The organism is Nostoc sp. ChiQUE02, from assembly GCF_034531305.2.
Lineage (GTDB): Bacteria > Cyanobacteriota > Cyanobacteriia > Cyanobacteriales > Nostocaceae > Nostoc.
Window position 1 is genome coordinate 79,019 of the sequence record NZ_JAVRBN020000009.1, and the last position, 23,972, is coordinate 102,990.

Annotated in this window: 22 protein-coding genes and 1 pseudogene; 7 read left to right on the forward strand and 16 right to left on the reverse strand. The window is 40.5% G+C overall.

Annotated elements, in window-relative coordinates:
• Positions 1-233 precede the first annotated feature (233 nt).
• Positions 234-1,052 (forward strand): fasciclin domain-containing protein, encoded by an 819-nt coding sequence (locus RM347_RS12045; RefSeq protein WP_322716498.1) that lies wholly within the window; start codon positions 234-236, stop codon positions 1,050-1,052.
• 76 nt (positions 1,053-1,128) lie between these two features.
• Here the strand turns inward: RM347_RS12045 and RM347_RS12050 are convergent, their stop codons facing one another.
• Positions 1,129-2,049 carry a polysaccharide deacetylase family protein gene (locus tag RM347_RS12050; protein ID WP_322716499.1) on the reverse strand — a complete coding sequence of 307 codons (921 nt, stop codon included), beginning with the start codon at positions 2,047-2,049 and terminating at the stop codon, positions 1,129-1,131.
• Positions 2,050-2,772: 723 nt separating this feature from the next.
• A complete protein-coding gene (gene hemL / locus RM347_RS12055) occupies positions 2,773-4,071 on the reverse strand; it encodes a glutamate-1-semialdehyde 2,1-aminomutase (RefSeq protein ID WP_322716500.1) in 1,299 nt (432 codons plus the stop codon).
• Between the two features lie 106 nt (positions 4,072-4,177).
• On the opposite strand from hemL, the gene RM347_RS12060 reads away from it, so the two are divergent.
• The gene (locus RM347_RS12060) at positions 4,178-4,366 is read left to right on the forward strand and encodes a ChaB family protein (protein WP_322716501.1); all 189 of its coding nucleotides are present in this window, start codon (positions 4,178-4,180) and stop codon (positions 4,364-4,366) included.
• A 101-nt stretch (positions 4,367-4,467) separates the two neighbouring features.
• Positions 4,468-5,118 carry a bifunctional phosphoribosyl-AMP cyclohydrolase/phosphoribosyl-ATP diphosphatase HisIE gene (gene hisIE / locus RM347_RS12065; protein WP_322716502.1) on the forward strand — a complete coding sequence of 217 codons (651 nt, stop codon included), beginning with the start codon at positions 4,468-4,470 and terminating at the stop codon, positions 5,116-5,118.
• 42 nt (positions 5,119-5,160) lie between these two features.
• Here hisIE and RM347_RS12070 read toward each other — a convergent pair whose 3' ends face one another.
• Together RM347_RS12070 and RM347_RS12075 are read right to left on the reverse strand one after the other, a co-directional pair.
• Positions 5,161-6,420: an MFS transporter gene (locus RM347_RS12070; RefSeq protein WP_322716503.1), complete on the reverse strand. Its 1,260-nt coding sequence runs from the start codon at positions 6,418-6,420 to the stop codon at positions 5,161-5,163.
• Between the two features lie 233 nt (positions 6,421-6,653).
• On the reverse strand, positions 6,654-6,908 hold the full coding sequence (locus tag RM347_RS12075) for a hypothetical protein (RefSeq protein ID WP_322716504.1): 255 nt from the start codon (positions 6,906-6,908) through the stop codon (positions 6,654-6,656).
• Here RM347_RS12075 and RM347_RS12080 point away from each other — a divergent pair.
• Positions 6,907-7,098 (forward strand): annotated as a pseudogene (locus RM347_RS12080) (DUF2811 domain-containing protein); the annotation flags it as partial. The gene RM347_RS12075 and the pseudogene RM347_RS12080 overlap by 2 nt on opposite strands.
• Before the next feature lie 721 nt (positions 7,099-7,819).
• Here RM347_RS12080 and RM347_RS12085 read toward each other — a convergent pair.
• Positions 7,820-8,539, reverse strand: coding sequence for a response regulator transcription factor (locus tag RM347_RS12085; RefSeq protein ID WP_322716505.1), 720 nt, complete (start codon positions 8,537-8,539; stop codon positions 7,820-7,822).
• A 646-nt stretch (positions 8,540-9,185) separates the two neighbouring features.
• Here RM347_RS12085 and RM347_RS12090 point away from each other — a divergent pair.
• Complete coding sequence (locus tag RM347_RS12090; protein ID WP_322716506.1) at positions 9,186-9,812, forward strand: CPP1-like family protein; 627 nt, start codon at positions 9,186-9,188, stop codon at positions 9,810-9,812.
• A 336-nt stretch (positions 9,813-10,148) separates the two neighbouring features.
• Here RM347_RS12090 and RM347_RS12095 read toward each other — a convergent pair whose 3' ends face one another.
• The 10 genes from RM347_RS12095 to RM347_RS12140 form a co-directional block, all read right to left on the reverse strand.
• Positions 10,149-10,841, reverse strand: a complete 693-nt coding sequence (locus RM347_RS12095) for an HAD family hydrolase (RefSeq protein ID WP_322716507.1) — start codon at positions 10,839-10,841, stop codon at positions 10,149-10,151.
• 79 nt (positions 10,842-10,920) lie between these two features.
• Complete coding sequence (gene hppD, locus RM347_RS12100; protein ID WP_322716508.1) at positions 10,921-11,979, reverse strand: 4-hydroxyphenylpyruvate dioxygenase; 1,059 nt, start codon at positions 11,977-11,979, stop codon at positions 10,921-10,923.
• Positions 11,980-12,085: 106 nt separating this feature from the next.
• Positions 12,086-12,790, reverse strand: a complete 705-nt coding sequence (locus tag RM347_RS12105) for an SDR family oxidoreductase (protein ID WP_322716509.1) — start codon at positions 12,788-12,790, stop codon at positions 12,086-12,088.
• 81 nt (positions 12,791-12,871) lie between these two features.
• Entirely contained in the window at positions 12,872-14,164 is a 1,293-nt protein-coding gene (locus RM347_RS12110) for an IS1/IS1595 family N-terminal zinc-binding domain-containing protein (RefSeq protein WP_322716510.1), read from the reverse strand.
• A 185-nt stretch (positions 14,165-14,349) separates the two neighbouring features.
• Positions 14,350-15,129, reverse strand: a complete 780-nt coding sequence (gene pstB, locus RM347_RS12115) for a phosphate ABC transporter ATP-binding protein PstB (protein ID WP_322716511.1) — start codon at positions 15,127-15,129, stop codon at positions 14,350-14,352.
• Positions 15,130-15,563: 434 nt separating this feature from the next.
• A complete protein-coding gene (gene pstB / locus RM347_RS12120; protein WP_322716512.1) occupies positions 15,564-16,343 on the reverse strand; it encodes a phosphate ABC transporter ATP-binding protein PstB in 780 nt (259 codons plus the stop codon).
• A 32-nt stretch (positions 16,344-16,375) separates the two neighbouring features.
• A complete protein-coding gene (pstA, locus tag RM347_RS12125; RefSeq protein WP_322716513.1) occupies positions 16,376-17,257 on the reverse strand; it encodes a phosphate ABC transporter permease PstA in 882 nt (293 codons plus the stop codon).
• 155 nt (positions 17,258-17,412) lie between these two features.
• Entirely contained in the window at positions 17,413-18,414 is a 1,002-nt protein-coding gene (gene pstC, locus RM347_RS12130; RefSeq protein WP_322716514.1) for a phosphate ABC transporter permease subunit PstC, read from the reverse strand.
• 201 nt (positions 18,415-18,615) lie between these two features.
• On the reverse strand, positions 18,616-19,659 hold the full coding sequence (pstS, locus tag RM347_RS12135) for a phosphate ABC transporter substrate-binding protein PstS (RefSeq protein ID WP_322716515.1): 1,044 nt from the start codon (positions 19,657-19,659) through the stop codon (positions 18,616-18,618).
• A gap of 384 nt (positions 19,660-20,043) precedes the next feature.
• Positions 20,044-20,997, reverse strand: a complete 954-nt coding sequence (locus RM347_RS12140) for a stage II sporulation protein M (protein ID WP_322716516.1) — start codon at positions 20,995-20,997, stop codon at positions 20,044-20,046.
• An 80-nt stretch (positions 20,998-21,077) separates the two neighbouring features.
• Here RM347_RS12140 and RM347_RS12145 point away from each other — a divergent pair, with 80 nt between their 5' ends.
• Positions 21,078-21,914 carry a hypothetical protein gene (locus tag RM347_RS12145; protein ID WP_322716517.1) on the forward strand — a complete coding sequence of 279 codons (837 nt, stop codon included), beginning with the start codon at positions 21,078-21,080 and terminating at the stop codon, positions 21,912-21,914.
• A 45-nt stretch (positions 21,915-21,959) separates the two neighbouring features.
• The gene (locus tag RM347_RS12150) at positions 21,960-22,745 is read left to right on the forward strand and encodes an RDD family protein (RefSeq protein ID WP_322716518.1); all 786 of its coding nucleotides are present in this window, start codon (positions 21,960-21,962) and stop codon (positions 22,743-22,745) included.
• A 262-nt stretch (positions 22,746-23,007) separates the two neighbouring features.
• Here the strand turns inward: RM347_RS12150 and RM347_RS12155 are convergent, their stop codons facing one another.
• Positions 23,008-23,796, reverse strand: coding sequence for a DUF1868 domain-containing protein (locus tag RM347_RS12155; RefSeq protein WP_322716519.1), 789 nt, complete (start codon positions 23,794-23,796; stop codon positions 23,008-23,010).
• Positions 23,797-23,972: the final 176 nt, after the last annotated feature.

Consider the following 23,972-nt stretch of genomic DNA (forward strand, 5'->3'; position numbering starts at 1 on the left):
CTTTTTAACTCTTTTTGGTGTAATGGAAAAAATTTGCTCATTTGCTCAATTTACATAGAATATATGCTAGATATATTTCATACTTGTCAGCATGAGTCAAAGTCAGATATTTTACCTTGCCAGCAGAAACTCTTCTAGGAAAAAATCTTACTTCCCTCTTCCGTTAGATTTTGTGCATAGCAAAATGTTATAAATCTTTATGTAATGTGTGGACAAAAAGACAAACAAAATTTATGAAGACAAATTACAGCAAATTGCTGACCACGTTGACAGGCATAGCAGGATTTACTAGTTTTAGCCTCCTCATTACTTTACCATCTGAAGCGAAACAGGCACTAAATCCTAACCCCAGTATTTTCAATGAAGCCCCCTATAACAAGGGCCAACGTCTTCAAGTAAACGCTCAATACACACCTGCTGAGGCTGCTTCTGAAATAGAAAAGGGCAATACCAAACGCCAACAAGTAGCACAGAAAAGTGGTAGAACAAATCCCAGACCAAGTATTTTCAACGAGCCTCCTTATAATCGTGGTGGTAGCGCTACACCTAGTGAAACTGCACCCGTCACCCCAGGAACTCAACCCACTGAGACACCGACTACAACTCCACCAAGTCCAGGGGCAAGTGAAAATCAAGGCAAAAACTTGTTAGCCTTGGCAGAGTCAAACCCTTCCTTTACCACCTTGACCAAAGCTTTAAAAGCAGCAGGATTGACCGGAGCTTTGCAAGGCAAAGATAACTTAACTATTTTTGCACCCACAGATGCAGCTTTTGCTAAGTTGCCAGCAGATGCTTTGCAAGAATTGTTAAAGCCAGATAACAAAGAAGTATTGCTCAAGATTTTAACTTACCATGTGGTACCTGGTAAGGTATTGTCCACTGATTTGAAGTCTGGCGAAGTTAAAAGCCTTGAAGGTGGAGCAATCAACGTTAAAGTCGATCCTGCGACTGGTGTCACTGTCAACGAAGCTAAAGTTACTCAGGCAGATATCACAGGTAGCAACGGTGTAATCCACGCAATCGATCAGGTGATTTTACCTCCTGACTTGTAGTTGTACTGTATCAGCAGAACTGGCAACATAACTAGATTGGCACAAAGTATTAATACGTTAAAATTCCGTTCAGATGTTAATTTTGGACGGTTTTTTTGTTTGCAATCAGCTTTTGATCTTTATCTTGCATTTCTAAAAGTTCAGGAATAGTAACAAAGCTATAGCCCTGTTTCCGAAAGTTGGCAATAATTTCTGGTAAAGCTTGCACAGTTTTAGAGCGATTACCACCACCATCATGCATTAGCACAATTCCACCTGGCTTGGCCTTTCTAAACACATTATTAATTAATTTTGGTACAGCAGGACGTGAGTAGTCTACAGAGTCAGATGACCAGAGAATGATGGCATATTTGCTATTTCTCGCGTAACTAGCCACCCCATTGTGCATAATTCCCCCTGGTGGTCGAAATAAATTTGTTTTAATCCCTGTCACTTGATAAATCAAGTCTGCTGTGTGGTCAATTTCATAGGCAGCTGCTTGTGGATTCAAGAATTGATACCAATGATGCCAAGTGTGATTACCAATTACGTGACCTTCAGCAATCTCCCGCTTCACTAAGCCTGGATAATTCTTCACGTTTTGCCCAATAAGAAAAAATGTCCCTTTGATCTGATTTTTTTTGAGAATATCCAGTACTTGCCCGGTACTCTCAGACCATGGGCCATCATCAAAGGTGAGCGCAATTACTTTCTGTGCAGGAGTAAGTTTTGCCGCATTAACTATTGCACCTTGAAAACGCTGTGGCACAGTATATGAAAAACCTTTTGTTTGTACTTGTTGCTGCCAACTTTTAAGCATTGTCGCTTTTAGTTCTTCAATCTGCTGCTGAATTCCAACTTTGCTTGGTAGATTGTTTACATTTATATTCTCTGTACTTTGAGCATCAGAGGAGCTTGACTTAATAAGCATCATCGCGCTAACACTCAAACTGCCACTCAAGACAAGCAACGTAATTAATATTTTTTGCGGATCAAAAAATGACTTATTGTCGTCCACTTCATAGCTCCTTCAAGGTCTAACCATCTTTTTTTCACAATACTTATGGCAGCTTTTTATAGTCTGGTAAGCCTTGCCATACAAGCTACAGTTACGATCGGTATATTTTTTAAAGTTAGCTCCAATCCTGACTCTGGAAAATACCTTACCCGATGGATAATCTAATATCTATAAGCAAAACCCTCACCATGAAGGTGAGAACCTTCTTACGCGTTAATTTTTATAACCTATGGGGCATAAGCGGAATTTCGAAAACTGTAAAAGGCAAGTAAAATAATTCGTAATTAAATTTTGTAACGGAGATAAAGACAAGAGCTACAAAACTTGCCACTTCTTAGTTGCGAGGGACTTAACCCCCGATAATTTATTAATCCTGCCTTATTAACTATAAATCTTAATGTAGGCTAAATATTGCATATCCTATTGACGAAGCCATTGCGAAATTATGACAAAGATGTGACCTTCCTTGAGTAATGACGGTAGAGAGCAAACCTGTTAAAAAATCTCTTCGATCCCCAACCACGTAAGGCGATTGAACACCATTAGCTGCTGAAAACTCTGCAAATAAGGCTTTATAGTGAGTCCGAAAATTCCGCAAGCTTGTTTCTGTCTTACTCACTTAAAAAAGGGACTTCCTATAAATCATCCATTTTGTGGGGCAAGATGACCACCCCACAAGAGTTAACAGGATACTTTTTATTTGGAAATCCCTTAACAAACAGGTTATAGGCTCGACATTACATCCCGTGCAACTGCTAAAGTCTGCTCAATGTCTTCTTCAGTGTGAGCAAAAGACGTAAACCCAGCTTCAAATTGAGAGGGTGCTAAGTAAACACCGCGCTCTAACATCCCTCGATGAAAGCGTCCGAATTTGGCTGTATCAGACTTTTTCGCATCTTCGTAGTTATGAACTGGGCCAGAGGTAAAGAATAAGCCGAACATCGCGCTGATTTGACCACCGCAAACCGGATGACCAGTTTCTTTGGCGATTTGCAGCAAACCATCTGCTAGCTTTTTAGTAATCCGGTCAAGATACTCATAAGTACCTGGCTTTTGCAGCAATTCTAAAGTCTTAATCCCAGCAGTCATCGCCAAGGGATTACCAGAAAGAGTCCCAGCTTGATATACAGGGCCGGCGGGCGCAACCATTGACATAATATCTCGGCGACCGCCATAAGCTCCTACTGGCAAACCACCACCAATCACCTTGCCCAAGGTTGTTAAATCGGGAGTGATGCCAAATTTTTCCTGAGCGCCACCGTAAGCAATGCGGAAGCCTGTCATCACTTCGTCAAATACCAATAATGCTCCATACTCGTGAGTCAATTCCCGTAATCCTTCTAGGAAGCCAGCATCAGGTGCAATAAATCCAGCATTGCCGACGACAGGCTCAAGAATGACGCCAGCAATCTCGTCGCGGTTTTCTTCAAACAAGGCTTTGACAGATTCTAGGTCATTGAAAGGCGCGGTTAGAGTGGTGCTAGTTGCCGATTTAGGTACTCCTGGTGAGTCTGGCAAACCAAGTGTGGCAACTCCAGAACCGGCCTTGACTAGAAAGGTATCGGCGTGTCCGTGGTAGCAGCCTTCAAACTTGATGATTTTGTCTCGGTTGGTGAAAGCCCGCATCAGCCGCAAAACTCCCATACAGGCTTCAGTTCCAGAGTTGACAAATCTGACCATTTCGATGCTAGGAACGGCATCGATGACCATTTCTGCCAAAACATTTTCTAAAACTGAGGGAGCACCAAAACTGGTACCTTTTTCTAAAGCTTCATGCAACGCTGCAATTACTTCTGGATGAGCATGACCGCAAATAGCTGGGCCCCAAGTCCCTACATAGTCTATGTATTGATTGCCATCTACATCCCAAATATATGCGCCTTTAACACGATCAAAAACTATAGGTTGTCCGCCTACAGATTTAAAGGCACGAACTGGAGAACTGACTCCTCCTGGCATGAGGTTTTGAGCAGCGGCGAAGACTTCTTGTGATTTTGTTGTTTTAATTGTGGTATTTACCAAGGTTCTCTCCTAACAGTGGGCAATAAAAAGCTCTATCTTAGGATAGGGTCAAACACTGCTTAGAATTTCTATCCTATAGAATTAGCTGAACCATAAAAATAACAATATGTTATACAAGTCGAATCAAGACTTGCCTCTAGATATTCAAACTCGATTATCTGAAGCATACCAGGATCTTTACCGAGCAGCTTTTAACTCGGCAATTCATTGGTATGGTGAAGCCTCAAAAGCTCACAAAGTCGCGTTGAGTGCTGTAAAGATGCAGTCTGCTATGGAACGAAATGCTCTTGTTTAGACCTAGATAAGATAGTCCAATTAAAAAAAACATGCCAGCTGCTCTATTCAGAATGGTATCGTGAATCCATAAATTATTCTCATTAGAGCAAACTAGCTGGTATGTCTTCTAACGATTCGCGCTCACTGCATTACACCATCCCTGTTGAGGAAATTCGCTACGATGAACGGGGTCTGGTGCCTGCAATTGTCCAAGACTATCTGGATGGTACTGTCCTGATGATGGCGTGGATGAATCAGGAGTCGTTACAAAAGACTTTGGAAACTGAAGAAACTTGGTTTTGGAGCCGTTCCCGGCAAGAATTGTGGCACAAGGGAGCAACTTCTGGACATATTCAAAAAGTGCAGAGTATCCGTTACGACTGTGATAGTGATGCGCTACTCGTAGGGGTAGAGCAATTAGGAGACATTGCCTGTCATACTGGAGAGCGCAGTTGCTTTCACCAAATAGAAGGGAAAATTGCCCCACCACCGGGGGATACATTGTCACAATTATTTGAAGTAATATGCGATCGCCGCGATAATCCTACTGAGAGTTCTTATACCTGTAAATTGTTTGCTGGTGGTGATAACAAAATTTTGAAAAAGATTGGTGAGGAAACCGCTGAGGTGGTAATGGCTTTTAAGGATGATGAAGCAGATGCGATCGCAGGTGAAGTGGCTGATTTGCTATATCATACTTTGGTTGCCCTAGCTCATCATCAAGTTGATTTAAAATCGGTGTATCGTAAGCTCCAAGAACGTCGTCAATAGAGGCAATAACAAGTCATCTTATCTGTGGGTAGAATGAGGCTTTTACTCAGCTAAAACTCGATTGAGGTACTGTAAAATTGCCACAGCGATCGCTACACTCAAGATAAAGCCTAGCCAGAAACTATCGGTAATGATTTGCGGTTGATCTAATGCCCATCCACCCAAGGGATGACCAATAAAAGAGCCAATAGCCCAGCACAAAGCGTTGATGGAAAAATAAACGCCGCGTTGATTTTCTGGGGCTAACTCTGTGACTAAAGAGGCAGCAGATGGGTTATAAGAGACAATCGCCACAGCAAATACTCCCAATGCCAATGTTACCCAAACCAGATGATGAGATGGGGCAGTACCGCTTACCCAAATGAGGACAAAACCAATTGCCCAGAGAATGGCAGAAACAGTGAGTGCGAGTGTGTGAGAACAGCGTTTTAAGATGCTAGTAACAGGTAACTGACAGATGATTGCGAATACCAGATGCCAAGCAAATAGTCCGCTAATCGTAGTTTCAGCAAATCCCTTGGCAGTACTTTCGACAAGGACAAAGTTTTTGAAGTAAAGCGGCAGAGTGCTATGGATTTGAGAAATATAGATTGTGAAGAATATATTAACTGCTATGTAGACCAGGAAACGGCGATCGCTTAATACTGCCATCCAAGAAGCAAAATGTTCTATCTTTTCAGATTTCTCTATCTGCTGTTGTTCAGTTTCACTAATTCCCACATAGACAACCCCAAAAAATACCATAAAGGAGATGGCATCAATGATAAATAGCCATCGATAACTCCCAATTATCGCAATCAAAAACCCTGCTAGCACAATTCCGATTGCTAACCCAAGATTATCAGCTAGTCGGGCGATCGCAAAAGTTTCCCGGCGATTGTCAATCTGGCTGGCGTCAGCAACAACAGCTTCAGCCGCCGGCCAATAGAAACCTATCCCTAAACCGCTAATCAAGCTACCGATTACCAAAGTAGTGAAATTATTGGTTGCAGCTAAAACTAGAGAAGCGATTGCTGAAATCGCCGTCGCTAGCAACAAGGTGCGGCGGCGTCCCCAATATCCAGAATCAGCTAAAGAACCACCTGTAATCCGCCCCACGATGCCGGAAATCGAGGCGCTACCCAAGGCTACCCCAACACTGGTTGCAGATAAACCAAGTTGATTGACAAAAAAGATGGGGGCGTAAAACAGGGTACAGCCGGTACCAACTTCCGAGAGAAATCTACCAATTGCGAAAATCCAGACCTGGGGATGTATCGAGGGCAACCAGGATGATAACTGAGATTGAGAAGCTAATTTCATGAGCTTAAATGTCATGGTTTGGTGACATTTTTGTAATTCTTATCATTGGCTACTATTTTCCTCACTAATTCCACAGGGTTTCCACAGGGATTTTAGCAGTTTTCCACAGGTGCTTTACGAGCTAATGGGCTTCTTACAGTCTTACTGGGGATTGTTAACTAACAGTGGAAAGGAACTTCAAGGACTGAGTTTTTGTAAAGTAAAGTAACGGAAAATTGGCTTTAAGCCTGATTCTATCGTTCGCATTTATTTTTTATACAATCGTTTTTAACATTTCGCAGCATTGACAAACCTACCCCCTCTTGGCGCACAATGATGCGGCTTGCTTTTGTAGTCCGTTCAACTGTTGGCATCAAATGTGTAAGATATATTACCGCTAGATGTAAGTGCAGATTGTCGGACTGGCGAAAGAGCGTGTGAGGTAGCCCTGGCGAATCACCGCAAGCAACTTGTCCCTCTTGATTATCCTCATAGGAGGAAAATCTCATGAAAGCAACGGTTAGCATCTTTACAGAAATTCCCGAAACACTCCACGAATCCTTAAAAAACTACTTAGAAACCCATCCTGATTGGGATGAAAACAGAGTATTGACGGCGGCGCTATCATTGTTTTTACTCCAAAATGGAGATAGCGATCGCCGTGCTGCCCGAGTCTATCTGGAAACTTTGTTCCACCACTCCTCAGTAGAAATACCCTGTACTGACTCACCAGCAACAGCTAATTTACTAGACACCCCATAGGTACTGGTATGAAAGGCATTATTCTGGTTCATGCCTTAATATGGGCACGGCGTACCGTGTCCCATCAAGCGATCAGCAATATTACAACAAAAAAGATCAGAATCTACTGTTCTTAAAAAGGTTCCAATAGTTTCTCCTGTTACCAAAACTAGTTGGTAATAGCGCAAGATTTAGAATTGAGGTAAGACTTGAGTATATTAGCTGACCGTTAATACTTGTTATCTAGCAGTTTTCTTTTGGATACAAACACATTTGTAGAGGTGCATAGCTAGCTATACACCTCTACGAACTCCAACTTAAGTACTGTATATATTTATGAAAACGGTCATGCAAAGAAATATTTTCCAGTGGACTCTCCCCCCTGTCCACTGTCTTAAACCGATAAATAAATATCTCAAATAACTGCCTGGTATGTATTTGAGGAATATCTACCTATTTTGATTGTCTAAATTTGTCTTTTACTGAAGCCAAAGAAATTCACTAATATCATGTCCGGCTGATTAGTTATGATTCCTGCATCTGTGCAAAAAACTGAAAACTCTTTCTCCCCCAGCTAAGTGCCCCCTTGCGGTCTTAATGATAAGTCTTTAACCGGACACGATATAATCCCTCCCCCAAGAGTCAACAGTCAAGAGTTAAAAAACTCTAGACTATAAACTCAGGACTTGGCTTCCAAATGCTGGGGATGAGCAGGAGATTCAAACTTATACCCTACACCACGTACAGTTTGAATTAATGCTGGCTGGCTAGCATCAATTTCAATCTTCTTGCGAATTTGGCCGATATGAACATCTACAACCCGCTGGTCGCCGACATATTCATAGTCCCACACCTCTTGGATTAGTTCTGCCCGTCGCCAAACTCGACCTGGATGACTAGCTAAAAAATGCAACAAGTCAAATTCCAGAGCAGTTAAGGGTACTGGTTGGTTATTAAGTGCTACCTCCCGTCGCACTGGATCAATCATCAGTTTTTCAAATACCAAGCGTTTCTGCTCGGCCGTAGTTATCACTCGCTGACGCCTCAAAATAGCTCCGACTCTGACTTCTAGCTCTCCCAGCCCAAAAGGCTTGGTGAGATAGTCGTCAGCACCTTTAGAAAAGCCGCGAATTTTGTCAGCTTCGTCAGCACGGCTAGTCAACATCAGAACAAAAACACCATTACGACTTTGCATCTCTTGGCAGAGGTTAAACCCTGTTACATCTGGTAGATTCACATCTAGAATCACCAAATCAGGGTTAAATTGCTCAAATAGAGTTAAGGCTGTCTTTCCATCTTCGGCAGCCTCTACCTGATAGTTCTGCTTAATTAAAAAGCGTTGGATTAAATTCCGAACCGCAGGGTCGTCGTCAACTACAAGAATCTTGGCAGGAGCCATGACCATTACTTTGCACAAAAATTCGTAAGATTAACAAGAGAGTTGCGTAAAAACGCAGTTGCCACTTTGGCACTAACTAAGAATCTACATGGCTACGGTATAAGAATCCTGATCGTTCAAAAATAAATACTCTAATCAGGATTGTGGGCGATGAGAACGCGAAACTTGTGTTAGCCACAGTATATGAGCGCTCTGATTTTAGCCGCAACAGTTCTTGACACCAAGACACCTTCTCGATCTCAGTTAGGTGGTAACTCAAAACGTTTCAATTTTAAATCGATATGTGGATAGATACCACAAGCGATTATTCAGTATAATTAAAAAAACTCTATTAGGGCACAGTAAGTTGCCAAATTTGAAACAGTAAAGTTAATTTTTTCATAAAAACTATGCATTTTAGGTACTCTCCGTTCCAATTCTAGATTAGAGCCAGAACTAGGCAACGACATGAGGGTATACACGGAGTTATAGCGATATGTTAAAGTGACTATAGTTGAAATTACAAAGTCGATCAAACTAACCCGTGCTACTATCCTGGTAGGTCATAAAATAGATTGAGGCTTTAGTTTCGATCAAAATAAAACCTAAAGCTGTTTTTCCTTCGACAAAAGACTGCCGCTGATTGAGGCTGAAGTAACAAACTCCCATGAGCGATCAAAATCCCTACGAAAAACTTGGGGTATCAGAAGAGGCTAGCTTCGATGAGATTCAGGATGCTCGTAATCGCCTATTCGAGCAACACAATGGCGATGCCAAGCATTTAGAAGTAATCGAAGCGGCTTACGATGCGATTTTAATGGATCGCTTACGGATGCGCCAGGAAGGTAAAATCAAAGTCCCTGAGCGTATCCGCTTTCCAGAGTTGCGAGTGCAATCGCCTCCTAAAGAAAGTCCAACCCCTCGTGAGCAGTCACCTGCATGGCTGCAACGGATGCTGGATCAGCCAACGCCTGCGGATATACTCTTACCAGGAGCTTGGTTTGTTGGTTTGAGTTCTATTAGCCTGTTTTATCCAGAGGGAGGCGATCAGGTTTTGCAGTTAGCATTGGTGGTTGGGGTAGGCACCAGTATTTACTTTCTCAATCGCAAGGAAGGCAAATTTGGCCGAGCAGTTTTGTTCACCCTGGTCAGTTTAATAATTGGCTTAATTGTTGGGGGACTAGTTGCTATCTGGCTCTTACCACAAATATCATTCCTTAACCTGTCATCAAATCAGTTCTCTACTGTACTGACGTTTATATTGTTGTGGTTAGCTAGTAGCTTTCTGCGCTAAATCGATAGCCGTAAGGAAACTGCTAAAAAGAAGACTCGATTGATGTGTGTTATTTATTTGGATGTAACACGGGGTAAGGGTACGCATCAGTGTGCCCCTACTAGAGACATAGGAGTATATCAATTAAAAGACAATAAATATATACTTATTGATATCATCTCCGCTTGATTACTTATTTAAACCCCAACAACTCCACCTCGCTAAAGCTACGCTTCGTCTCCCCAGGTAATTAAGAGGAGAAGCAACTGGTGTGTGGGGTTCAATGACTTTGGTGGGAATCATAACTAATTATTTGGACATGATATCATTCAAGCTGTTGCAGCTTAAAGAGTCGTTCTAGGCAAGGCGTTTTGATTTTAGAACTAAATCTACAGCAGCGCTAAAATCCTTAACAATTAAGTCGGGGTGGTAAAGTTCCAATTGGGTGCGATCGCGGATGCCAGATTCCACAGCCATCACCTTAACACCATAATTTTTAGCAGCGGTGATGTCGGCTTCTGTATCTCCCACCATCCAGGTATCAGCGGCGGGGGGCAGTTCTTCTAAAGCCCTAGCCATCAACAAGGGCTTATCTTCAATATCGCGAGTTTTAACGTAGTCGTTACTTAGGCAATAACAACGATTTTCTGGGAAAAATCTCCCTAAATCGTGTTTTTTAAACGCATAATCTAGTTCTTGAACTCGGCGCATGGTCATAACTGCCAAATCAATTCCAGCTTGTTGAATCTTTAACAGTGCATCCACAGCACCTGGTGCGAGAGTATCATAGTTGAAATAAGGTTCTGTATGCACAGTTTTTCGTCGCAACTGAGCGAATTCTTGAGCTTGGGCTTCGTCTAACCCTGAATTTAAGGCGATTTGTTTTTCAGGAACGCGCGATCGCTTTAACTGCCAAAATTCCGCTTTCGGAAGTTCTTGCACTACTTGGTCTGGGCGACGGGTTTTCTCCAAGCAGAATTGATAAACCCTGTAATACCGTTCGGAAACATCAATAATTGGGCCGTCGAAGTCAGTAATAAGTCTTAGCATCGGCGGAAAATGTTAATTTTTATTAAAATTATCTCAGATATATGGCTATTTTTTGAGAGATAAATTTAGTATAAGCATTTTATTGCAGAGTACCGCGTTTGATTTGTTCGCTTTCAATAGCTTCAAATAAGGCACGAAAGTTACCTTCGCCAAAACCTTGAGCTTGGAAACGGCGTTCAATAAATTCAAAGAAAAATGTCGGCTGTTTAAAAATGGGCTGGGTGAAAATTTGCAGTAGTAGGGGCGCAGTTTGTCGTGCTCCTACAGGAGTATATTCTTGCCAGTCAACAAGAATTTCTTGTTGGGCGATCGCTTCCAGTTCTAAGGGTGATAGGGTCAGTCCTGGACGTTGTTTTAGTTGCGAGTAGTAACTTTGAGGAACTGAGAGTAAAGATAAGCCACTGGCACGAAATTTAGCGATCGCACTCACAAGGTTAGTTGTCCGCAGGGCAATATGTTGAATTCCTGGTCCCTGGTTGACATCGAGAAACTCCTGAATTTGAGAATTGCTGGAAGCTGGTTCATTAATGGGTAGTTGGACGCTTGCGTTACGTGAAACCATAACTTGGCTATGTAAAGCAGAGCGATCTGTTTTAATTTTAAAGGCCTGTTGGGGTTGAAAATCTAAGATATTTTCGTACCAAGTAACAGCATTTTCCAATTCACCAACAGCCACGTTTAACACTATGTGGTCTATGGCGGTAATTGAAGAAGAGGAGAAGTTAAGGCTTTCCCCCATTTCTCCATAGTGCCTTTCTATCAACGTATGAGTCAGTCCACCCCAGGCGGCAATTTTGCCACACTTGAGGAATGCCGTACCTACCTGGCGTTCCTGGATGGGTTGTAGGATTGTAGCACCGTGTTTTTGAGCGAGTGCGATCGCGCTTTCTACATCTTCGACAGCAAAAGCGATATCTGCCACACCAGGTGGATATTGACGCAGAAACTCAGCTACTGGACTTGTAGGTAAGAGTGGTGAAGACAGAAAAAAGCAGACAGCACCACTTTTTACCACTTCTGTACAAGTGTGAAATGAACTGATGCGATCGGCTACTGGTTGAAAACCAAGATGGTGTACAAACCAATCCCGCCACACTTTGGCGTCTTCTACATAGAAATGAACGTGATCAATTTTCATAGATACTGAAAATCCAGCATAACAGCTTATATCTCTGTAAATTTTGCCTTTTTTGCTAAATTTTCAGGTCTTTCCCAGGCAAGAATTATGTAGGCGTACTCCCACTTTAAAAGAACAAATGACTATCAGGTTGAATATTAATTTCCATTGGCACAGCTTGCGGTTCGGCAGAAAGGGCAAAGAAAATCGCATTGGCAGCAGTTTCAGGACTGAGCATTTTTTTTCGGTCTACTTTTAGGTTGACGTTATCCCAGAAAGGAGAATCTACCCCACCAAAGTAGAATAGCGTGAACTTGATACCAAAACGCTTGAGTTCCTCTGCCATGCATTTGCTGAAACCGACAACACCAAACTTAGAAGCAGAATAAGCCGCCGCCATCCCCATCGAATGCTTGCCCAAAATTCCTACCACGTTACAGATGTGACCAGACTTGCGCTTTTGCATCTCTTCAGCAGCCGCCTGAGTAGTGTAAAAGCTGCCTTTTAAGTTGACATCTAGCATTTTGTCTAAATCAGCGGGTTCCAGGCTGTTGTAGGGCTTGAGTATACCAGCACCAGCTGCATTCACTAAAATATCGATTTGACCAAACTCAGCGATGGTCTTTTTGATCAAAGTATCTACCTGTTGGGGGTCAGTAATATCGGTGGGAACGCTCAAAACTTGCCCTGGCAAATCATTTGCCAGTGTTGTTAAACGAACCGCATCTCTAGCAGCCAGTACCAAACGGACTCCGGTAGGCGCAAGTTTTTGTGTTAAAGCTGAACCAATACCACCAGTAGCACCGACAACAACAACGACTTTATCCTGCATCGTATTATTTACATTTCTTTACATCTTTTTACATAATACTGAATTACAGGCTCAGGTTGTACGTAGACATCCAGAAAGTATTTATTCGCAGAGTAGTGCTGTTACCTCGTATTCCTTGCCATTTGCCTTTAATGTAAATGTGGGAGACGATTTTAGATATTTAAGAAAACTAGAACCTAAGTTTAATTCTTGAATAATTGAATTGGGTGATTCTCCGGTGATTTTCCGTATCTCTGTACCTAATTTGGACACAGATAATTTAGTTTTAGGAGACGCTGTTTGTATATCTTGAATAATTTTTAATAGTAATTTATCTAATTCTTTTCCATTAGGGACTTTTGCAAAATCTTCTTTTTTTGCTTCTTGAATACATTCTGTAAAAGAGTTATCTAAGATAGGAATTGCTTTCTCATTTTCTGGTTTATTTGAATTATCTTGAATATTAATATCACATTTTTCTTGAAATAAGGTTGCAACATAAACTAACCTGTTTAATCGGGCATTGCTCGATTCATGTTCACTTTTAATTAAATCTTGAATTGTATCAACCACTTTTACTTTTTCAAAGGATGTAACTTCTGTTGCCACTGCTAAGGAATAATGAGTTAATTTGCCAGTATTCCGATTTTCTATATTCAAACTCTGCCCTTGTCTACGTACCCAATAGACAATTAATCCCTGGTTTTGGAGTTCGTTACAGAGGTGGAGCAAAATTCCATCGCTAGAACAGACTAATATTTCTTTAACTGTTGGATAAGAGCGTAAGATACAAGCACCAAATGCGATCATTTTTGCATCAGCACTATTTTTACCTTCAGGCACATGGACAAGTTGATAGCCACGGTTATATAGTTCAATATCTTGCTTGCCAATACTGGGGTTTTTCCAGTTAGCAAATGCTATTTTAACTTGGAGAGGATACTCACAAACACTGGCTAAAAATAATTCTGAATTAATATCTAATTTTAAGTTCTCTGCATCTAAAAGTAGAAGAGAGATTCCTCTTTCTAACTTATGTTTAATTTCTTTTTTTTGCTGAATTTTCAGGAGCAATTGGCTGAACACAGCAGATTCTAGCCAATCAGGCGATAATATAGTTTGCAGCAGTTCTTCAGATAATATAAAATTAAAAGAGCCAAGGACTTTCTCTGTGATTTCTTCTTCTGGCAGGTTTTTTACTAAAGAAAGTTCCACCGCATCAGTCATAGACACTTTAGTATGGCCATTGCTGTTAGCAAGCAAGTCACTTTCCAGGGAACGAGGTAATGCAGGCTCAAGGAATTGTTTACCACAATTTTTGCAGAGGTAATTCTGCTGGTCATTGTGATGACCATTTTTATAATATGAAGTAGATTCGCACAGAGGACATTTCATCTTGTGATTCAGGTGGTCTAGAGCAGATACTTTTCTTTAAGTATATAGTATAAAAAAATACTGTCAATACCAGTTTGTATTGCTGAACACAAGGAAAGCTCAAAGCAAGCAGAAATTACATTTAATCTCTAATTTCTGCAAGACTATCTAATAAGCCTTTGAATAGCTAGAATTTTAGAAACACTTCAACTGACGCGGGCAAAAACATAGTCACGGGTGCGAGAATCTACGGGGTTAGTAAAGATTTTATTTGTAGTACCAAATTCAACCATTTGAGTAATACGATTTTCATTACTATAAAAGAAAGCCGTAAAATCAGATAGGCGAGTAACTTGTTGCATGTTGTGAGTAACAATCACAATTGTCAACTCAGAGCGCAAGTTATGGATCAAATTCTCAATTTTCATGCTACCCATAGGATCAAGTCCTGAACAAGGCTCATCCATCAACAGAACATTCGGTTTGACTGCTAAAGCACGGGCAATACATAATCTTTGTTGTTGACCGCCAGAAAGCTCTAAAGCAGATTTGTGCAACTTATTTTTCACTTCATCCCAAAGTTCAGCAGCTTTGATGGCAGATTCAACAATCCCATCTAATTCTACTTTTGGATGCCATCCAATTAATTTCACCCCATAGGCAACATTATCGTAAACGCTCATGGGAAAAAGATTTGGTTTGGGAAAAACCATACTAACTTGGCGACGTAAGCGATTGATATTGACACGACGCTCATAAATACTCTGTCCAAAAAATTCTACTCTTCCTTCAACCCTCACTTCTGCTTCTAATTCACTCATGCGATTTAACGATTTAAGAAAAGTAGACTTGCCACAACCACTAGAACCAATAATTGCCGTGACTTGGTTTTGGTAAATATCCATTGACACGCCTTCAACTATCTTTTGAGTGTCGTAATAGAAGCTGAAGTTTTTGACTCTGATGGCTGGAATTAGTTTACTCATATTCCCAAAACGTGTGAAATAAAACTTGATTAAGTAAAACAGTACAAATCACCGCCGCTGTTTCACTATGTTACTCCCAAAAGGATATCTTCATGGAAATTACGTAGCTATCCAGTAGTTATGCAGCAGATAAACTGTTAATAGTTACTTATATTAAGATAGTGTCCTAAAATTTATCTTTTATAGACTTTTTATACCTACCTTTGGCAGCTTAACCTACTATGCCATCCTTTCCAATTAAAAAGGATTTGGGCTGATTTTAATTAAAATAGCTATGTAGAAATAAAAATATTAATATCATATACCCCTCATGGGTAGTGAGCAGCTAGTTGATCTATGAAAATGAATTAGTAATGTTTTGTAAAGTACACTTTATAAATATTGTCTGACACCAGATGGTTCGACAAAACCATTAAGTCACGTTAGAACATAGCTTAACCAAAACGCCCTGAAATGTAGTCGCGGGTGCGGGGGTCTAGTGGGTTGTTAAAGATTTGCTCTGTAGCGCCAAATTCAACCATTTGACCAATCCGACTTTCATCGGTGCTAAAGAAAGCCGTAAAATCAGAAACGCGAGCGGCTTGCTGCATATTGTGGGTAACGATCGCAATTGTCAACTCAGACTGTAAGCTATGGAGCAGTTCCTCAACTTTCATGGTAGCGATGGGGTCAAGAGCCGAGCAAGGCTCATCCATTAGCAGAACTTTCGGCTTGACTGCTAAAGCACGGGCAATACATAATCTTTGTTGTTGACCGCCAGAAAGCCCTAAAGCTGATTTATCCAGCTTATCTTTCACTTCATCCCAAAGAGCGGCGCTGTGAAGTGCAGATTCCACAATCTCATCTAATTCTAATTTTGAATACCTGCCTGCTATCCTTATACCGTAGGCAACATTTTCGTAAATGCTGATCGGAAAAGGATTCGGTTTTTGGAACACCATACCAATTTGGCGGCGTAACCGATTGATGTTGACACGAGGAGCATAAATATTTTGGCCAAAAAATTCTACATCTCCTTCAACTTTCACGGGCCCTTCTAATTCGCTAATGCGATTAAGAATTTTGATGAAGGTAGATTTACCACAACCACTAGGGCCAATAATTGCGGTTACTTGATTCTGATAAATATCTATTGACACCCCTTCGATCGCCTTTATTGTGCCATAGTAAAAGCTGATATTTTTAACTTTTATAGCTGGAATTAGATTATTCATACTTGCCCAATATGCGAAACAAAAAAATATTTTTACTTTATTTTTCTCTGACTAATAACTAAGCGAGAGAGAATACTGACACATAAAATTAAGCTGAGTAGAACTATAGAAGTAGTCCATACTAATTGGCTTTTTTGCGGATCGGGGTCGTTGTAGAGGTTAAAAATCAATACTGGTAAGGAAGCTGTTGGACTTAACAATCCTTCTGACCAATCTAGACTAAATAAAGCAGTAAAAATTAAGGGTGCTGTTTCCCCAGCAGCACGAGCTACAGCTAATAAAATGCCTGTAGTAATTCCGGGAATTGCAGCAGTGACAACAATGCGAAAAGTAGTTTGAAAGCGAGTTCCTCCTAAAGCAGCAGAGGCAAGGCGTTGAGATGTGGGAATAAGTTTTAAAGATTCTTCTGTTGTCAATATAATCACAGGTAGCATAATCACAGCTAAAGCAAAACCACCTGCGATCGCACTAAATCCTTTAGTTACCAAAACTATCACACCGTAAGCAAATACGCCTACAACAATTGAAGGCACGCCTGTCAGAATACTGCTGATAAAACGAACAAGTCCAGTGATTGGATTGGTTTGACCAAATTCCGCCAAGAAAATTCCTGTCATTATTCCTGTGGGAATACTAAAAAACGCACCAATTACCACCATGATTATGGTTCCCAGAATGGCATTGCCAAAGCCATTGTCAATCACTGCTTTGATAAACATTTCCGATTTAAGTCCAGATATCCCTCGAACGAGAATTTCCCACAAAATTGATAATAAAGGAACAAGTGCTAGACCTGTCAAACCAAAGGCGATCGCATTCATTGCATAAGTAAATATTACTCGTTCTGTTGGCAGAGGACTGCATAATTCTGCCGCCAGAGATTCATCATTTTTTGACTTGATGTAGCCACTCATATTTGTTAAAACTTTGATTAATAAACGTCTTGGTACATTTAGATAAAAAATCCTATCTTAGTTATAAAATACGCAAATATAAGAAAAATATAATTAAAAAATAATGCTGCTATTTCTTCTATTTATATTTCTAGCAACCTTAAACTTTAATAGGATTATTTATTTTTTCTAACAACCCACTTCACTAATAGTACAGCGCCAATATTTACAGCTAGAGTCAACCCAAACAAAATCAATGCCAAATAGCTTAAAGCACCTATATGCAATCCCGGTTCAGCTTCGGCAAATTCATTAGCTAATACAGAGGGAATTGTGTAAGCTGGATCGAGTAAAGAAGCGCTGATTTGAGCAGAGTTACCAATCACCATAGTGACAGCCATTGTTTCACCCAGGGCACGTCCTAAAGCTAGCATTGCTGCACTCACCATTCCAGAAAATCCAGATGGTAGCAATACTCGAAAAATTGTTTCCCAACGAGTGCTACCCAAAGCCATAGATGCGCTACGTAATTCTTTAGGGATAGCCATTAAGACATCACGAGTAATTGCTGCCATTGTGGGCAAAATCATGATCGCTAGAATAATTCCAGCGGTTAACATATTTGTCCCAGAAGGGTCTTCTGTATTAAAAATTGGTATCCATTTAAAAGTGCTAGCTAACCACTTTTGTAGAGGTTCTAGAACTGGAATAAAGACAAAAATCGCCCACAAACCAATAATGACACTGGGAATTGCTGCAATTAATTCAACAACAAATGCTAAGGTAGTTCGCAGGGATAAAGGTAAGAAATTTTCACTCGTGACTAAGGCTACTGCTATTCCCACTGGGACAGCGAATAAAATAGCGATCGCACTACTTACCAAAGTTCCATAAATATAGGGTAATGCACCAAAAAGCTGATTACCTGTATCCCAATCTTGGCCCCACAAAAACCCTAGTCCAAACTGCTTAATGGCTGGTAAAGCTTCGTGTAAAATTACCCAACTCATCAAAAATAGCACTGCAACGGTAATCACTGCAAAAAAGTATATTAGCCGTGTAAAACCTTGGTCAAACCAGAAATTTGTGCCGTCAATAGCTATCAGATTGAAATCTTCATTGCCTTGATTTGAATCATCTGATGAATTTCTGTCGGCTGGTTCCGATGAATTTGCCATTACAAATCAATAAAATAGATTTTTTTATTGCTAGTAGAGTCAGTTATTAACTCATCCGATTAGGAGAGGAAAGTATAGCGCTTCTCGTTTGTATGTAATACACTCTGACCTTAACTTCCATTCTTCTCTCCTAAAAGGAGAGAGGCTGGGGGTTAGGTCTATATTCCATGCAATTGAGAACCGCTATAGTAAGATTGCAAATTAAGGCTTGACAGTGCTATTTACTGTCTGAAGCACCCGATTTGCCACATCAGATGGAATTTTGGTGTAGTTAAGGTCATCGTTATATTGCTGACCGTCTTTTAATACCCAATTAATCCATTTTTTAATAGCATCAGCTTTAGAATTATTAGCATACTGTTTGTAAACCATAATCCAGGTAAGACCTACAATCGGATAACCTTGTCCTGGATCTCCTACAAAAACGCGGTAGTTATCTGGAAAAGTGACAGTTGATAAAGCCGCATTTGCAGATTGTAAAGAAGGAGCAACAAATTCTCCTTTTTTGTTTTGTACCAGTGCTGATTTCAGATTATTTTTGAGAGCATAGGCATATTCAACATAACCTATAGAACCAGGAGTACGAGATACTATGGCAGCTACGCCAGGATTACCTTTACCTTTGAGGACGTTTGGTAGATTCCATTTGGGAGCAGTATTAGCTCCAACTCTGCCTTTAAAATAACCATTGATCGCACTCAAGTGGTTAGTGAAAATGAAAGTTGTACCGCTACCATCAGCGCGAACAGCAAATTTAATTGCTTGATTTGGTAGATTGACACCCGGATTATCAGCTTTAATTTTCTCGTCATTCCAATTGGTAATTCGACCTGAGAAAATTCCTGGTAGTACACTGCGGGACAATTTCAAATTGTTAACGCCTGGAAGATTATAAACCACAGAAACGGCACCGCCTGCTGTAGGTACCAAGATTACACCGTTCTTGACTTTACCGATTTCATCATCTTTCATTGCAGCATCACTACCACCAAAGTCAACAGTTCCAGTAATGACTTGACGAATACCGCCGCCACTACCAATTCCTTGGTAGTTAATTTTTAAATCTGGATATTTCTTCTTAACTTCACGAGCATACCGTTCGTAAAGCGGAGCCGGAAAAGTTGCTCCCGCACCGTTGAGCGTTTCAGCTTGTGCGATCGCACCAAAAAATGGACTAAGTGCAACAGAAGTTGTCACCATTGAAGTAGCAACGACACGATTCAAGATGGTGGTCGAAAAAATCATATTACCTCTGATTAAAGGAATATTTCCCTGCTGTAATTCCAGCCTTAAACTAGGCTACATTTCTTATGGTTAAACTTTATTTAACAATTGATAAATAAAAAATTAAGATACGTTTAAATCTTATTTTTAAATATTTTTGTTTTTTGATGTTTAATCAAGTAGATTAATTTAATAAAAATATGTATATGGGAAAATTTAGTTTAATTTAAATAATTAAAAAACAGTAATTAACATAACTTCAAAATTATTAATTCAGCAAGAAAGAGATAAAAAGTATGTATTTATCGGTGAGTCACTGGAATACAGAATTTTTCTATACAAGAGGTTAGTGCAGCTATTGTACAGATTTTTTCAATTTAACAATCTGTTGCCACCTAAATTATTTCATGTTTGCTTGCGGCTACAATACATTACCAAAAGTATAAATAATCCTATTCCTGCCAAATATTTAATTGCATCAGGTACACTGGGATTAGGTGAAACAAAGCCTTCGATCGCACCAGCAATAATCAACATTGGTACAATCCCAAATACTAGCTGCACCGCCTGAGAACCGTAGAATTTAAGTGCATCTCCACGGCGATATTTACCAGGAAATAAAATTGCTCTTGTTAATAAAAATCCCGCACCCCCAGCAAAAAAGATGGCGGGTAATTCCAAGGAACCATGCGGAAACACAAAGGCCCAAAAAGGATAAGCCAGATTATTTTGACCCACCAAAGTACCAACAGCACCAATCAATAAGCCATTAAATACCATCAAATAAGCTGTGTATGCCCCAGCCGTGATGCCACCAGCAACAGCCCCAAAAGACACTGACAGGTTATTAATCATAATACCGCTGGATGCCAGAGGTTCAACGCCGACAATTGACCCCATCCATAATTTATGCTCATCTCGCACCTTGGTAATCAAGCTTTCAGGTACGATCAAAGACATAAAGCTGGGGTTTTGCCACGAATACCACCAAGCCACTAGTGCCCCCAGTAGAAACAACACCGTTGCAGCAGCAATGTATACAAATGTTTTCTGGACTACAGATGGTAATCCCCAGCGGTAAAATTCTAGAATTGCTTGCCATTCTTGTCGCCGCGAACCTTGGTAAATCTGCGTATAGGCACGAGTTGTTAAAGATTGTAAACTTTGGATCAAAGTATTGCCGATTTGCTGAGTGCGGGCACGAGCCAAATCTGCCGCTACTGAACGATACAAACTTGCTAACTCTCTAATTTCTGCTGCCCGTAGGGACTTTAGCCCTTTTTTTTCTATCTGCTTTAATAGGGCATCCAAACGCTGCCAATTCGGTTCTCGTCGCGCAATCCAACGTTGAATATTCATGAATTTTGGGAACACTGAGTTTAACTTAGCTTAAGATAGCCTCAAATTCATCTCCGTAGTTTCAAGGTAAATTTGCCATTATGTCTGAAAATTTTGGATCTTCCAGTCAGATACAACCACTGAGTATCGGTAACGTTGTCAGTGCTGCGGTGCGATTGTATCGTTCTCATTTAAAGACTTATCTTAATCTGGCTGCGATCGCTCACTTGTGGATTCTAGTTCCGATTTATGGCTGGGCAAAATATGCAGCCATTTCTGGACTAATTTCACGCTTGGCTTTTGGAGAATTGATTTACCAACCTGAAAGTGTCCAAACTGCCAGGAGCCATGTTAATCCACGTCTCTGGTCTTTTTTAAGAGTTGCTTTCCAAGTAGGAATATTTTTGTTTGTAATTTATTTTGGACTAGCGATCGTGGGCGGGGTGCTAGGTAGCTTAATCGGAATAGTATTAGGAGGATTATTAGGTACTATAGTTGCAACCACATTGGCAATAATTCTAACGGTAATTATTGTGCTGTTGGGGCTAACATGGTTCTACTCACGTTGGATAGTAGCTGAAGTGCCCTTAGCAGTTGAGGAAAATATTAATGGTGGTGAAAGTGTTGCCAGAAGTTGGGAGTTAACTAAAGCCTCGGTATTTCGCATTCAGGGCGTTGTTTTAGTTGCTTTTGTGGTTACATTTCCGTTGCTGTTTGTATTAAATTATATACCTAGCTTATTTCTAATCAGGCTTGAGCAAGGTTCTGCTATCTACTCTATTGTGTATTTGATTTCTTGGATTGGAAGCTTGATAGGTGGAGTTTTAGTTATGCCCTTCTGGCAAGCACTAAAAGCTGTTTTATACTTGGACTTGCGTAGTCGGCGTGAAGGTCTAGGTTTGCAATTAAGAGAACCTCCCTCGCAAGATTTTCGTTAACTCAACATCTGAATTCAACTCAATTAATTTTGAATAAGTTAAGATATGCGCTTTTTTAATCGCATCACATTCCAGACTCCAGAAAGTGTAGAGCTGGAATTTACTTTAGCAGGAATCGGTAATCGAGCTTTGGCGCTGCTGATTGACTATACAGTTTTGGCTGTAACCTTGCTTATATTTTTCCTTACTTGGACTGTCTTTTCGACGCAACTGTTCAATTTTTTTGAGGACTTGATTACAAATGCTCAGAATTTAGGACTTTGGTTAATAGCAATATTCTTACTGAGTGCTTTTGCAATTTACATCAGCTATTTTGTATTTTTTGAAACCTTATGGTTTGGGCAAACTCCTGGTAAACGGGTTGCTAAAATTCGTGTAGTTCGAGATGATGGTAGACTCATCGGGCTACAACAAGCAACCCTACGTGCTTTACTGCGACCCTTTGATGAAACTTTGTTTATTGGCGCTTTTTTAATTATGTTGGGTAGCCGCGAAAAGCGCTTGGGTGATTTGGCTGCTGGCACAATTGTAATTCAAGCCCAAACACCTACCGCATCTGCAACATTGACAATTTCAGAACAGGCAAAGATACTCCATGAACAGTTAGTACAAATTGCCGATTTATCATCATTGATGCCCGATGACTTTGCTATTATTCGTGAGTATTTGCAGCGACGTGGTGCAATGTCATTAAAGGCAAGAGCTTCACTATCTCTAAAGTTAGCCGAGCAAGTTGTAGCGATTATTAATTTAGAAAAATTGCCAGAAGTTGTTACACCTGATATTTTTTTAGAAGCAATTTACCTCGGTTATCAAAAACCGGAATTTTAGATGGTAAAAAACCATAGCTCTTTTCCTTATCATAACTAATCAGCCGGACATGATATAAAAGGAGGAGCCACTGCGTTGGGCGGCTCTGCCGACTTGTACTCCTATAAAGAAGCACATGGCATCACAGGGTGGCATCACAGGCTTTGAATCTTACTCCCCTTCCCTTATAGGGAAGGGGCTGGGGGTTAGGTCTGTATTGGACTCAACTGAGAACCGCTATATTAGTAAACCCAAAATGTTGTTTAGATGATCCGGTTTCAGGTCAAAAATCTAAAATCGGCCAGTCTGGTTCACGATAATAGCGTGTCATATTGTCAAACTTTCGCAATTCGACGCGATCAATCAAAAATTCTGGCAAATTCAACAGCCATTGTTCATTCAATTGAGAAAGCATCGTGCTGAAGCCTGTGCGGTCTAAGTCAGATGAAACCTCCCCAAAATAGGCTAATGTAACATGGGCTGTGAAATGATAATGCTGCTCAATACCCAAGGCAATTAACTTGGGATTTTGATAAATTGTTCGGCGAAATTTAATAATTTCTTCATAGCAGCGTTCATCTTGGGGTACTAAACAAACTGCTACAGCTCTTGGCATCAGTATCAGTCCCAGCATTTGCCATTTAATCGGATGACTCCTATTTGTCATCAATTGTTGATATTGCTGAAACATTTCGGCTAAACAAGAGTGTAACTCCTCGTCAAATTTGGGATTTTTTTCATAGGCGTCAAGGTAAGCATTGTCCCAAATTAAATCTGCTAAAGTCAGATGGAAGCTAGCAGTAGGTACAGGTACAATCAAATTACCTTTTAAAGGCAACTGCAAAAGTTCCTGTTGGTAAGTCTGTAATTTGGCATAAAAAGCAGAGTTTTGTGATTCTTCTTCTGCCGGCGGGGTAATTAGGGTATAGCCAGGAAAGGACGCTGCTTGTCTCAACCCAGAATGCGGCTGAAATTTAGAAGATTCCTGAATATGCTGAACTTGGGATCTGTAGGCTTCTGGCAGCGTCAGTCGTGCTAACCGATTTAAGTAAGTTTGATAGTTGTCGTCCAATCTTTATAGCCTCACGCTCTCACTTGATAGATTTTAGGGAAAATTACCCCGATTAACAGAGTCATTTAAAAAGTATTTAGTTTTTGGGTGTGATAAAAGCTGATTAGGACAGATGGGAGATAAAGGCGATAAGAAGAATAATTGTTTGCTTGCTCCCCCTGCTCCCTCTGTTCCCC

Bases quoted from the DNA above. Each gene is read 5' to 3' on its own strand.
- RM347_RS12070 (WP_322716503.1), bottom strand. From the start codon at position 6,420: ATGAAATTAGCTTCTCAATCTCAGTTATCATCCTGGTTGCCCTCGATA.
- RM347_RS12145 (WP_322716517.1), top strand. From the start codon at position 21,078: ATGTCTGAAAATTTTGGATCTTCCAGTCAGATACAACCACTGAGTATC.
- pstC (WP_322716514.1), bottom strand. From the start codon at position 18,414: ATGGCAAATTCATCGGAACCAGCCGACAGAAATTCATCAGATGATTCA.
- RM347_RS12075 (WP_322716504.1), bottom strand. From the start codon at position 6,908: ATGAGATTTTCCTCCTATGAGGATAATCAAGAGGGACAAGTTGCTTGC.
- RM347_RS12085 (WP_322716505.1), bottom strand. From the start codon at position 8,539: ATGGCTCCTGCCAAGATTCTTGTAGTTGACGACGACCCTGCGGTTCGG.
- RM347_RS12090 (WP_322716506.1), top strand. From the start codon at position 9,186: ATGAGCGATCAAAATCCCTACGAAAAACTTGGGGTATCAGAAGAGGCT.
- pstB (WP_322716512.1), bottom strand. From the start codon at position 16,343: ATGAATAATCTAATTCCAGCTATAAAAGTTAAAAATATCAGCTTTTAC.
- hisIE (WP_322716502.1), top strand. From the start codon at position 4,468: ATGTCTTCTAACGATTCGCGCTCACTGCATTACACCATCCCTGTTGAG.
- RM347_RS12095 (WP_322716507.1), bottom strand. From the start codon at position 10,841: ATGCTAAGACTTATTACTGACTTCGACGGCCCAATTATTGATGTTTCC.
- pstA (WP_322716513.1), bottom strand. From the start codon at position 17,257: ATGAGTGGCTACATCAAGTCAAAAAATGATGAATCTCTGGCGGCAGAA.
- pstS (WP_322716515.1), bottom strand. From the start codon at position 19,659: ATGATTTTTTCGACCACCATCTTGAATCGTGTCGTTGCTACTTCAATG.
- pstB (WP_322716511.1), bottom strand. From the start codon at position 15,129: ATGAGTAAACTAATTCCAGCCATCAGAGTCAAAAACTTCAGCTTCTAT.
- RM347_RS12150 (WP_322716518.1), top strand. From the start codon at position 21,960: ATGCGCTTTTTTAATCGCATCACATTCCAGACTCCAGAAAGTGTAGAG.
- RM347_RS12105 (WP_322716509.1), bottom strand. From the start codon at position 12,790: ATGCAGGATAAAGTCGTTGTTGTTGTCGGTGCTACTGGTGGTATTGGT.
- RM347_RS12110 (WP_322716510.1), bottom strand. From the start codon at position 14,164: ATGAAATGTCCTCTGTGCGAATCTACTTCATATTATAAAAATGGTCAT.
- RM347_RS12045 (WP_322716498.1), top strand. From the start codon at position 234: ATGAAGACAAATTACAGCAAATTGCTGACCACGTTGACAGGCATAGCA.
- hppD (WP_322716508.1), bottom strand. From the start codon at position 11,979: ATGAAAATTGATCACGTTCATTTCTATGTAGAAGACGCCAAAGTGTGG.
- RM347_RS12060 (WP_322716501.1), top strand. From the start codon at position 4,178: ATGTTATACAAGTCGAATCAAGACTTGCCTCTAGATATTCAAACTCGA.
- RM347_RS12140 (WP_322716516.1), bottom strand. From the start codon at position 20,997: ATGAATATTCAACGTTGGATTGCGCGACGAGAACCGAATTGGCAGCGT.